At 49.4% G+C, this 12,091-nt stretch carries 9 protein-coding genes; 5 read left to right on the forward strand and 4 right to left on the reverse strand.

Going from position 1 to position 12,091, the window contains the following annotated elements; translation table 11 throughout:
* The first annotated feature begins 173 nt into the window (after nt 1-173).
* From H6F90_RS28720 to H6F90_RS28730, 3 genes are all read left to right on the forward strand, one after another.
* The gene (locus tag H6F90_RS28720) at nt 174-2,294 is read left to right on the forward strand and encodes an FAD-dependent oxidoreductase (protein ID WP_370588120.1); all 2,121 of its coding nucleotides are present in this window, start codon (nt 174-176) and stop codon (nt 2,292-2,294) included.
* Between the two features lie 94 nt (nt 2,295-2,388).
* On the forward strand, nt 2,389-2,715 hold the full coding sequence (clpS, locus tag H6F90_RS28725) for an ATP-dependent Clp protease adapter ClpS (protein WP_190438295.1): 327 nt from the start codon (nt 2,389-2,391) through the stop codon (nt 2,713-2,715).
* Nucleotides 2,716-2,800: 85 nt separating this feature from the next.
* Nucleotides 2,801-3,094 carry a DUF2103 domain-containing protein gene (locus H6F90_RS28730; RefSeq protein ID WP_190555364.1) on the forward strand — a complete coding sequence of 98 codons (294 nt, stop codon included), beginning with the start codon at nt 2,801-2,803 and terminating at the stop codon, nt 3,092-3,094.
* Nucleotides 3,095-3,130: 36 nt separating this feature from the next.
* Here H6F90_RS28730 and H6F90_RS28735 read toward each other — a convergent pair whose 3' ends face one another.
* Nucleotides 3,131-3,454, reverse strand: coding sequence for a hypothetical protein (locus H6F90_RS28735; RefSeq protein ID WP_242016994.1), 324 nt, complete (start codon nt 3,452-3,454; stop codon nt 3,131-3,133).
* Nucleotides 3,455-3,674: 220 nt separating this feature from the next.
* Between H6F90_RS28735 and H6F90_RS28740 the strand changes: the two genes are divergently transcribed.
* Nucleotides 3,675-4,814, forward strand: a complete 1,140-nt coding sequence (locus H6F90_RS28740; protein WP_190555365.1) for a tRNA (guanine-N1)-methyltransferase — start codon at nt 3,675-3,677, stop codon at nt 4,812-4,814.
* Between the two features lie 147 nt (nt 4,815-4,961).
* Here the strand turns inward: H6F90_RS28740 and H6F90_RS28745 are convergent, their stop codons facing one another.
* On the reverse strand, nt 4,962-5,465 hold the full coding sequence (locus tag H6F90_RS28745; protein ID WP_370588121.1) for a molybdenum cofactor biosynthesis protein MoaE: 504 nt from the start codon (nt 5,463-5,465) through the stop codon (nt 4,962-4,964).
* A gap of 109 nt (nt 5,466-5,574) precedes the next feature.
* Nucleotides 5,575-6,564: an aspartate carbamoyltransferase catalytic subunit gene (locus H6F90_RS28750; RefSeq protein WP_190438303.1), complete on the reverse strand. Its 990-nt coding sequence runs from the start codon at nt 6,562-6,564 to the stop codon at nt 5,575-5,577.
* 406 nt (nt 6,565-6,970) lie between these two features.
* On the opposite strand from H6F90_RS28750, the gene H6F90_RS30960 reads away from it, so the two are divergent.
* Nucleotides 6,971-10,507 (forward strand): PAS domain S-box protein, encoded by a 3,537-nt coding sequence (locus H6F90_RS30960; protein ID WP_242024673.1) that lies wholly within the window; start codon nt 6,971-6,973, stop codon nt 10,505-10,507.
* Nucleotides 10,508-10,605: 98 nt separating this feature from the next.
* Here the strand turns inward: H6F90_RS30960 and mgtE are convergent, their stop codons facing one another.
* Complete coding sequence (gene mgtE / locus H6F90_RS28770) at nt 10,606-11,952, reverse strand: magnesium transporter (protein WP_190438307.1); 1,347 nt, start codon at nt 11,950-11,952, stop codon at nt 10,606-10,608.
* Between the last annotated feature and the right edge of the window lie 139 nt (nt 11,953-12,091).

Below are 12,091 nucleotides of genomic sequence, written 5' to 3' on the forward strand. Positions count from 1 at the left end.
GCTTGACTCAGTTTCAGGTAAAACCAGAGGCTGCGTCTGAGTGATTAGTATGTCCCTAGTAGAGTTGTAGGGATTCTGCTCAGACTCCGAAACTTAAGGTGTTGCCTTGTAGTCAGGTTTAAGCAGCAGTGGCTTGAGTGTTAGTTGCAAAGCTCGCCTAGATGGGTTGCTAAATGCGCTGGCTGCTGCAAATCACTAACCCCCTACATGTCCCCTACAGTTTTCTCGTGATGCAACGTCGTCTTTCTTCCATTAGTAAAGTTTTAATGGGTGCTACCCTAGCCCTACAACTCTTGCCCCCTTCTGCGATCGCGGCTCCTCCTCGAACCCCTGACCAAACTGTGACCTGCGAAGTGTTAGTTGCAGGAGGTGGCTTGGCGGGTGTAGCAACGGCTTACGAAGCTTTGTTGGCAGGACGCACTGTCTGCATGACCGAGATTACAGATTGGGTCGGCGGGCAAATTTCAGCTCAAGGCACCTCAGCGCTGGATGAACGGCAGACTCAGCGATCGCTCTTGTTTTATCCACGTGGCTACCTCGAACTGCGGCAACGTCTAGAACGCTATTACAAAGGCGATCTGAATCCGGGTGATTGTTGGGTGAGTGAGTCTTGTTTCTTGCCACGGGACGGCCACAAAGTTTTGTTCGATGAGTTGCAGAGTGCTGCTAAGCGTGGCAAGGGGACGCTGAAGTGGTTTCCCGCCACGGTGATTAAAGAGCTAAACACAACTCCTGCCGGAGCTGGGCAACAGATTCAAGGAGCGATCGCCATTCAGCATCGGCCTGCTCCTGGTGCAAGTCCGCTCAATGCCTTGCCCCTTTCCCAAACGATTGAAGATGCCTATCGCTACGAAAACTCAGCCCAGTTTCAAAAAGCGATCGTGCGGTTTGTGCCAGCTCCAGCAAAACCGTCTAAATCTCAAACCACTCAATCCCCGGCTAATGCTCCGCAATGGTATGTGGTAGATGCCACCGAAACCGGGGAACTAGTAGCGCTGGCTGATGTGCCTTATCGCTTAGGTATCGATCCTCGCTCTTATCTAGAACCGTCTTCCTCTAGTGAATCGGGCGACCCCTATTGCACTCAAGGCTTTACCTACACCTTTGCCATGCAGGCCACGGAGCAACCCCAACGGCATACTGAGCCTGCGTTTTACCCCAATTACGCCGGGTACTACAGCTACGAATTGCCCCGATTGGCGAGTTTCCCGCTTGTCTTCACCTATCGCCGGATTCTGAACCAAAACCCCACTCGCCAAGAAGTGAAGGTTCAGTCGAACACTGGCGCGGTTACCCCTGGTGATATTTCCATGCAGAACTGGACCTGGGGGAACGATTATCGCCCTGGCACCGCAACCGATAACTTTGTCTACACCCGCGATCAACTTGCCAGTACGGGGCAATTGCAGCCAGGAGCGTGGATGGGTGGCTTACGAACTGAAAGCCTCCAGCGAGCTGAGGAATTGTCTCAAGGATATTTCCATTGGTTAGTCGCAGGTACGACCGACTCTCAACTCGGAGCAGGCGTAAAACAACCGCAACCCAATCACCGTTACCTGACAGGATTTGATACCCCCATGGGGACTGCTCATGGTCTGTCTAAGTATCCTTACATCCGCGAGGGTCGCCGGATTATTGGGCGTCCATCTTGGGGGCAGCCTCAAGGTTTTACAGTTTGGGAGGTAGATATTTCTCGACAGGATTATTTCAAAGATGAGTACTACCGCAAAACACTATCACCCCAGATGTATCGCAGCTTGCAAGCAACTTTAGCAGGCTTAGAAGCTACGTCTTTTGTAGGTAGCAAATTGCCGTCTGAAAAAGTGACCCGCCGGACGCGATCGACCATTTATCCAGATGCAGTTGGGATTGGGCACTATGCGATCGATTTCCATCCTTGCATGACTCAGAGTCCACCTGAGCAACCTGGCAATACTGAGCGAGCAGGAGAACGACGCGGGGCGGGTAATGCCTACCCCTTCCAAGTGCCGCTACGAGCCATGATTCCACAAAAAATTGACAACATGCTGGTGGCGGGTAAGAGCATTGCCACTAGCCACGTTGCCGCAGCAGCTTATCGGGTGCATTCATTTGAATGGTCTTCGGGTGCAGCAGCAGGCACGACAGCTGCCTTTGCGCTCGAAAAGGGCATCATGCCTTATCAGCTGGTTGACCAATTACCGCGAGCAGAGCCACAACTCGAACTTTTGCAACGTCGGCTGGCGGAAAATGGCAATCCAATTACGTTCCCTGATACTTCGATCTTCAATGAAAAATGGGAGGATTGGAAATAGATTTTTGCCCCGGAGGCCGAAGCGGTGGTAAGTCGCTAGAATTGCACTAGGATAAAATACGTAGTTTTGTTAAAAGTGTTTCCGGTAACGGCCTATGAATCTGGTACTTACGGCAGCTTCCCATTTTGCAGCCGTTGCGCCTACGGTAGCGCCTGAAAAGGCTGGTCAAGTTACCCGTCAAACTTACCCGAATTACAAAATCATTGTGCTGAATGACGACTTCAATACGTTTCAGCATGTCACCGAGTGTTTGATTAAGTACATCCCGTTTATGACTAGCGATCGCGCTTGGGAATTGACCAATCAAATTCACTTTGAAGGTCAGGCAGTGGTTTGGGTAGGGCCGCAAGAGCAGGCGGAACTTTATCACACGCAATTAAGCCGCGCTGGTTTGACGATGGCTCCTCTAGAAGCGGCCTAACTCAAACTCTCCGGTCGCTGCGATTTCCTCTATGCTGAGAAGTGCTTGAATTCGGCGATCGCAGCACACCTCAACTGGCAAAACCATGGGTAACCCCTCTCGCGGCAGGCTTGTTCTCAACCACTCCACCCACATTCCGGGCTTGATTCCGTTGTTGGAACGGCTGCTTCAGCAAGAGGGGATTCAAACGATTACCCCTGGTGTGATTGGTGCCGTACGAGCGCACTCTCCAAAGCTCAGACTTAAGATTTCTGTCCCGATTCGCGGCGGTTTTAAGGTGCTCGCCCGACAAGGTAAGACGGTACAGGAAGTGTTTATTTTGACGAACTTAAGTCAGGAAGTTTTGGAAAGTGCGATCGCTACGGTTTTAGCGAAGTAACAGCCTTAACAAAGCCATTATTCTACTGAGCTAGTACTACTCAACTTGACGCAGTACGACGGCCAAACGATTCAGCGGCAAACTAATCATGCAGGCAAAAGTGAGTAAGTAAGAAATAATTGCCGTGAATTTCAGGCTTAGCAGCAGAACTTCCCAGTCAGGCAAGGCAAATTTCTGCACGCCCAAAGCGACGCAGTGAACAGCCCAGTAGGTAAAAATCATCAGCATCAGCATGCTTTCAGCTTGTTCAAAATCTTCCCCTTGATCTTGAGGCATGCCAACCAGCAAGCCGAGACCAGCCAGACAAGCAAAAAATGATAGCAAAACCAACCAGTCATGCCAGAGGAGCGTTGGCATCATTGTGTCCTTGATTACGCATTGAATCGAAAATTAGTCTAAAAGATTAGAGCTTTTAACTCACGAAAATATTACAAACTGCAATGAATTTGTGCGAGAAAAAATCCTGTTTCGCACTTTTATAATTCCCTATTAACTGCGAGAACTAAAGCAGCTTAAAGCTTTAACCACTCCTTTCTAATTTGGGATTAATTTTTTAGTTAATTAAAGTTAATCAAGAAAAATGAATCAAAATTCACTTTGGCAGCAGGAGGGTAAAGTCAAATTTCAAATCGGCAATACTTTCTATCGCTCTCAGAGCCAAATTGGCCGAGACCTAGGGTTGTTAGCCGCTGCGATTTATAAAGCTGATACTGGAAAACTGCGAGTTCTGGACGTTATGACCGCTTGTGGCGTGCGGTCTCTACGGTATGTGCTAGAGAGCCAAGCAGATTGGGTTTGGGCGAATGATGCCAACCCAGAAGTAAACATAACTTTAAGCCAAAATCTAGCTAGCTATTTAGAGCCAAGTTCTTATCAAATCACCTATCAAGATGCCAATCGCGTCTTTTTTGATTGCTATCAACGGCAAGACTACTACGACTTAGTAGATGTAGATAGTTTTGGCAGTCCTGCGCCCCACTTCAGCACTAGTCTTTGGGCAACAAAAGTTGGTGGATTGCTCTATCTAACGAGTACCGATGGACGCACCAGTTCGGGCCATGAACCTGAAAAAAGCATGCAAGTCTATGGTGCTTACGCCCGCTGGCATCCTGCTTTGCATGAACAGGGATTGCGGCTGTTACTTGGTAGTGTTCTGCAACAAGCCAATAACAAGGGCTTAAGTATTCAACCAATTTTTTCGCTGTTTAATGGTCAGGTTTACCGGGTGATGGTGCGAGTTCTAGCCCATCCTAGTTCTGAGCTAAAACACTATGGATTTCTGGGCTACTGCCATCATTGCGGCCACTATGAAACCGTGTCTTGGCGTCAACTCAGCCGTGCTGTTTGCCACCACCATCCTGCTTCAGAGCCACTCACCCTCAGCGGCCCAATGTGGCTCGGCCCCCTACACGATCGCCCTATGTTGCAGCGGATGGACCAGTTGGCCCAACAGTGGAATTGGCCAGAACGAGTGCAACTGCTACAAACTATGCAGGTTGAAGCAGACCTACCTCCCTACTTTTTTGGCTTGGGAGAAATTGGTCGGCGCGGCAAAATGGACCCGCCTCCTCGCGATCGCCTGATCCAGCTACTTCAGGCTGAGGGCTACCAAGCCAGCCCCACTCACATTAATGCTCAGGCCATCAAAACCAACGCCGCGATCGCCGTTTGTATTGAACTAGCCAGGCAATGCCAATCTGCCACTAGTCCTAGCTCCTAGAATTAAAACAAAATAGATGCGATCGCTTGTTCGCTTCATGCCGATCGCAACTATGCTGCAAGACAGAGAGACAATAAGACCTGTCGGACACGCTGCAATAAAAGGAAAATGCGATCGCCATGCAGTGGACATTAAGAGATGAGTGTTTTAGCAATCTGAGCCAGGTTGTTCACAAGCACCAATACTCACCCAGCTGCTAGAACCATCAGCCCAATGTTCTTTTTTCCAGATGGGGGCGTTGTGCTTCAGCGTGTCGATCGCAAACTGACATGCCTCAAATGCCTCAGTGCGATGCGGACAGCCTACAGCGACAAGAACGCTGATTTCGCCAATTCCTAACTTGCCAGTGCGGTGATGAATCACCACCCGCGTTACGTCTGTCCACTTCTGCCGAATCTGGGTGGCAATTTGCTTAAAAACCTCGATCGCCATTGGCTCATACGCTTGATATTCCAATGCAACGACAGGTTTGCCATCGGTTTGGTTACGGACCATGCCACTCATGACCACGATCGCGCCATTGGCAGCATCGTCCGCTAACTGATACACCTCGTCTAGAGATAACGGTGCAAACGTCATAGCAAAACTGTCTCGCTCGTCTGGGGAAGTGGGGGCGAAAATGGCTAGGGTAGTAGCGGCATCCATTGGCATCAGCTTTGTAGAACGTCCTGCCTCTATTGTGCGGATCTTTGCGTGAAACCGAGGCAATTTTGGATTGAGATTGCAGAATTTCTCCGCCGCTCTCTCAAATCCAAACGTCTTAAGCTTTGCCGCTGCCCATCAAGTACAACAAAGCCATTCGGACAGCCACGCCACTGGTAACTTGTTGCGAAATCAAGCTGAACTCCGGGTCGTCCATCAAGTCGGAGCTAATTTCTACCCCCCGGTTCACAGGGCCAGGATGAAGGACTTTGACATTTGGCTTGCAGAGCTTGAGGCGATCGCGGGTGATACCGAATTGTTGATGGTACTCTCGCAAGCTAGGCAACAAATGCTGGGTCATGCGTTCTTTTTGCAGCCGTAGCGTCATGACAAAATCAGCATCTTGCAAAGCGGGCTCTAGATTCCAGTGCAAAAATAGCTTGCCCGCTCGGTCTTTGCCACAGTCAGCAAACAGTTGGGGCAGAAGCGTCGGAGGTCCAGCCAAATGTACTTCCGCGCCACTGGCCGTCAAGCTCCAGATGTTCGATCGCGCCACCCGTGAATGCAAAATATCTCCGACGATCGCGATTTTTTTGTCAGCCAATAAATCTAAGCGGGGTCGTTCTGGATCGAGCAGGGTACAAATTGTGAATAGATCGAGCAGAGCTTGGGAGGGATGCTCATGTTGGCCATCTCCGGCATTTAGCACCCCAACTAGCGAGGCTAAACGGTCCATCTCATCGGCGATCGCTTGGGGTACTCCTGCCTGCTGATGACGAATCACCATCAAATCCGTACCCATCGCCAAGTAAGTTTTGGCCGTATCGAGAATCGTTTCTCCTTTTGTTAAAGAAGAATTTCCCGGAGTAAAATTAAGAGTATCAGCGGATAAACGTTTGGCCGCAAGTTCAAAACTGCTCCGAGTGCGTGTAGACGGCTCGAAAAACAGGTTAGCAACTACCTGCCCCTGAAGAGTTGGAACTTTCTTGGTTCGCCGAGATAAAACCTCTCGAAAACTGGCAGCAGTTTGTAAGACTGTGTCGTACTCTGCGGGAAAAAAATCAATCAAAGAAATGACGTGACGGCGAGTCCAAGCTGTAGTAGCCATGCTGGTGATTTAGCCCGATAGTCTCAGGTTCCAACTTTAAAACTTTTACGGAACCATTAGACCAATCAGCCGATAAATCAGACTCAATTAAAGTTACTCAAAGTCAACGAGCACAACCTTCCAAATCGGTCCTGTAAGCTTCGAGCTTCGACCATTGCGCTTTAGCGGATTAGATTCAGCCATCTAGCTAAGGTAACTCTCCCCTCAAATGGGCACTATATACGGGTATGTACGGAGTCGCTACAGGTTTAAACCGATGGGTGGCATGCCATTTGTTTAGCCTTCACTGATCCAGGCTGGATAGACAGGTCCGCTAGATATGTTGGCGAGATCTAGAGACTTGTCTCAAGACAACCAATCCCACGGCTTTAGCAAAGCACTACTTCTTCAGGAACCATAAAAATTCATGAAAGCTGCTTGTCCAGATCATGAGACAGAGAGACTACAGTCTCTTCAGCAATATCAGATTTTGGATACAGAATCTGAATCTACTTTTGATGAACTAACTAGCTTAGCTGCCCGCATTTGCAGTACGCCAGTTGCTCTCATTAGTCTCATTGATCGCGATCGCCAGTGGTTTAAGTCAAAGGTTGGTTTGTCCATCAGCGAAACTCCGCGAGATCTGGCATTTTGCGCTCACGCAATTTTGCAAAATGACATCTTGGTCGTCCCCAACGCTTTGTCAGATGTCCGCTTTGCCCAAAATCTTTTAGTGATTACGGAACCCTACATTCGTTTCTACGCTGGGGTGCCGTTAACAACTCCTGAGGGCTTTAACTTAGGAACATTTTGTGTCATTGATTATGTTCCTAGAGAGATAAACGTTGATCAGATCGAAGCCCTGCGGGTTCTGAGCCATCAAGTAGTAGCTCAGCTAGAACTCAGACGTCAGCGCTTAAGTTTGAGTCAGGCCAGTCAACTGCCGCAGGCGAGCGAATCTCTAGGGTTGCGCCCCAGTGAAGACATTCAAACTCATATTCAAACGCAACTAGGCTTTGTACCACCTTTTTTTGGTCCCGCTCAGACCTATCCTCAAGTCCTAGAAAACTTATGGCACCAGACTCAGCTAGCTTATCTAGGTAATCCTTTATCGCCAGTATTTAAAGAAAAGCTTTCTGCCTATCTCTCTCGTTACTGCGCGATTCCTTACTGCATGATCTGCCATAGCTGCTCTTTGCGTCCTTTGGGAGTAGAAGCTCAGGAGGTCTTAGCTTTGTTGGAAGCGCCGCCTCCTACGGAGCTAGAGGTAGACGACCACCTCGCCTTGTTGTCAGCTCATCCCGAAGTACTGAGGGCTCTATCCAAAGGCGACAGGGCTGTAGAAACAAGTTTGCTGTATTGCTCTATCTTTATTTTTCTCAATTCCGAGGAAGCAGAGTTTTGCCGGCAGGAGCTACGTCGGATGTTAGGGCTGGAGATGTACCAGCACTTAATCACCTTTATCGCCTATGTCAAAACCTGCCACATGTGGATGGAGGCCCACCCTGAGGTGGCTTACACCACTGATGCGCGGGTTTTGGGGCATTTTCACGCTCTTTTGGAAGAAGCACCTAACTTAGCAGATTTCTTTGAGCACTACCGAGAACGGGTGCAACAAGAACAACAAAATTGGGTACAGCAGCAAGCGGCGATCGCGGCTCATAAGCAGCAGGAGCAAGCTCTACGCCAAGCAGCGGTCGAAAATTTGCGCTTAGCTAGGGCGATCGCGGCGGTGACTGATGGAGTACTGATTACTGACCCGCATCAAGTAGATAATCCGATCATTTATGTCAACTCTGCTTTCAGTCGCATGACGGGGTATGAACCCGAAGAAGTGATAGGCCAAAACTGTCGGTTTTTGCAAGGTCCAGAGACTGACTTGCAAGAGGTGGCAAAAATTCGTCAGGCGATCGCAGCAGGTAAAGAAGCGCAGACCACTTTGTTGAACTATCGCAAAGATGGACAGCCTTTCTGGAGCGAACTTCGCATCTCGCCCATTTTCTCGGAGTTAGGAGAACTGCTTTACTTCGTGGGGGTTCAAACGGATGTAACACCACGTAAGCAAGCGGAAGAAGAGCGGCGTTGCTTCTTGGCCCGCGAACAGGCAGCGCGAGCAGAAGCAGAAATAGCGCGTGAGCGAATGACCAATATTTTAGAGAGCATTACAGATGCTTTCTTCGCCGTCGATCATGAGTGGCGATTTACTTACATCAACCCGCACGCAGAACGCTTATTGCAAAAAGCTCAACACCAACTATTAGGGCAGCGTTTGTGGGATGAGTTTCCTGAAGCCGTTGATTCAACCTTTCAACAGCAGTATCAGCTAGCAATGACGAGGGGGGTGAGTGTTGAGTTTGAGGGACTCTGCCCCGCTCTAGGTGCCTGGTTTGAGGTGCATGCCTACCCGACTCAAGATGGTTTGTCGGTTTATTTCCAGGACATTACCGCTCGCAAACAAGCCGAGCACAAACTCCGAGAACAGGCAGCATTTTTAGAAGTTGCAACCGATGCCATTTGGGTGCAAGACCTCAACAGTGAAATTTTAGTCTGGAACCGAGGCGCTGAGACTCTGTACGGTTGGACAGCGGCAGAAGCGATAGGACAACCTGCCAACCAGTTCTTGGCTAAAGAGACTTCCTTGCAGCTAGAAACAGCTTGGCAGCAAACCCTAGCGAAGGGGGAGTGGTATGGCGAGCTACACCAGGCTACCCAAGATGGCCCCGAGGTCGTGGTGTCTAGCCGCTGGACTTTATTGCGAGATGAGCAAAGTCAGCCTAAATCGATTTTGGTCGTGAATACCGATATCACTCAGAAGAAGCAAATCGAGGCTCAGTTTCTCCGAGCGCAGCGCATGGAGAGTATCGGCACCTTGGCAGGCGGTATTGCCCATGACTTGAACAATGTGTTGGCTCCGATTTTGATGTCTACTCAATTGTTAGAGCGCAAAATCAAAGATGAACAAAGCCAACGCTTACTGAACACTGTAGAGTTGAATGCTAAACGAGGAGCGGATTTAGTTAGACAGGTTCTATCCTTTGCTCGAGGTTTAGAAGGAGAAAGAACTTTACTCCAAATTAGGCATTTAATTCTAGAGATTGCCAAGATCGCCAAAGAGACATTTCCCAAGTCGATTGAGATCTACACAGATATTCCGCAGGAATTGTGGCCAGTTTCGGGAGATGCCACCCAACTCCACCAAGTACTGATGAATCTCTGTGTGAATGCTAGAGATGCCATGAGTGAGGGAGGCACGCTGAGCATCACGGCTGAGAATTTGCTGATTGACGAAAATTATGCTCAGATGCACCTTGATGCTCAAGCAGGCTCCTATATTGTTGTGACGGTATCGGATACAGGAGCCGGAATTCCGCCAGAAATTCTCGATCGCATTTTTGAACCCTTCTTTACTACCAAAGAGTTGGGCAAAGGTACAGGTTTAGGCCTGTCAACGGTGATGGGAATTATTAAGAGTCATGGGGGCTTTGTGCATGTCTCTAGCAAGCTCAATCAAGAAACTCACTTTAAGGTGTTCTTGCCAGCCACAGAAGCGACGGTACCGCAACCGATAGCTGAGGCCTCCGACCTACCTTGGGGCAGGGGTGAGCAAATTTTGGTGGTAGATGACGAAGCAGCGATTCGGGATATTACCAAAACTTCGCTAGAGGCGTTTGGTTACCGAGTACTGGTGGCTAATGACGGCATTGAGGCGATCGCTCTCTATGCTCAACACAAGGATGACCTCAGCGCTGCTTTAGTAGACATGATGATGCCCTCTATGGACGGTCCCACCACCATCCGGACCCTCCAGAAGATTAACCCCCAGCTAAAAACCATCGCGGTGAGCGGTTTGGTAACCAGCGATAAGTTAGTTGCAGCAGCCAAGGCTGGGGTTAAAACCTTTTTGAACAAACCCTTTACTGCCAAAGAGCTACTCCAAACCCTCGATCAGTTGTTGCACACCTAAACTCCCTTAGCTGGGGCTAGAGCAATATCGGCAGACCAATCAGGACGATTCTCGTGATTGTCCTGCTTCAAAACTTTAAAGGCTTTGCGTATCCAGCGTTACTTGAAAACTTGTAAAGCGATGGAAATCAGGGTCAGGAAGGTGAGAAAGCCCACTGCATCTAGCAGGGTAGTGAGTAGTGGCCCACTGATTAAGGCAGGATCTAGATTTAGCCGTTTCAAGCCCATTGGCAGCACTGTTCCTAAGCTGGCGGCAATGAAGACATTAATCGCCATTACCGTTCCTGCCACCAAAGCCACCCAGCGTTCATCTGGAGGAGACCAAATCAGGGAGAGGAGGCTAAGGGATAGACCTAAGCCTACAGCAGTGCCCAAGCCAGCTAAAACCTCTTTGCGTAGAATTTGCAATGTGTCATCTGGTGTGACCTCACCCACCCCTAAACCTCGAACGGTAACCGATAAAGCTTGAATTGCTACGTTGCCGCTAGCGTTAGACAAAATTGGCATAATCACAGCCAGAACAGGTACTAGGGCAATCGTCTTTTGGAAAGGAGCGATCGCACTGGCTGCACCTACGTAAAGCACAATGTTGCCCATTAACCAAGGTAAGCGCTTGCGAATTGTGACATGGGGAGCCGACAAAGCTGCTTCGTCTCCACCACTTACCCCAGCCAGCTTTTGAATATCTTCCGTGGCTTCTTCTTCCAAAATATCGACTACGTCGTCAATTGTGACAATGCCTACTAAGCGATCTTCTCGATCGACTACAGGCACAGCCAGCAGGTCGTAGCGCTTCATCAACTGCGCCACTTCCTCTTGAGGCATTTCGGTGCGAGCTTTGAGGACGCGATCGCTGGCAATATCCTGAATTAGGACGTTGGGCAGTGAAAAGAGAAGTTGGCGCAGTGACACAACCTGCACCAGTTTGCGGTTGTTGTCAGTCACATAAGCGTAGTAAATCGTTTCTTTATCTTGATCAGTCAGGCGGATTTTGCGAATGGCTTCTTCGACGGTTAATCCTTGGCGTAACCGCACATACTCGGTGGTCATCACCCGTCCAGCAGTGCCTTCGGGATAGCCTAGAATTGTCGCTGTTGCTTGGCGTTCCGTAGGGCTGAGCTGTTGCAAGAGCCGCTTGACCACGCCGGCGGGCAACTCGTCAAATAACTCGGCTCGATCGTCGGGTCGCATCGACTCAACGATCTGACAGACCTGGGTACCGTGCATGGAATTAATCAACTCTTCCTGCACTTCAGAGGGGAGATATTCAAAAACATCGGTGGCTTGATCTTTCCTCAGCAACCGAAACGCGATCGCTCGCCGCTCAGGGGGGAGTTCAACAATGTAGTCCCCCACATCCACAGCAGGTAATTGATTCAGCTCAGACTTGAGCTGGTTTAAGTCCGCAATATCGGACAGCAAGGCACGGTTTTCCTGAGTTAGCATACAACCTCCTACGTCTCCCCCGCGCTGGGAGACTTACGCCACCAGGCTAGAGGAGATATCTACTACCAGGGAATGGACTAGAGTCCATGGAATCAATAAAACTCAACATCGACACCCAAATCAGGTATCGCTACGTTCT

This window comes from Trichocoleus sp. FACHB-591 (assembly GCF_014695845.1).
Classification (GTDB): Bacteria; Cyanobacteriota; Cyanobacteriia; order FACHB-46; family FACHB-46; genus Trichocoleus.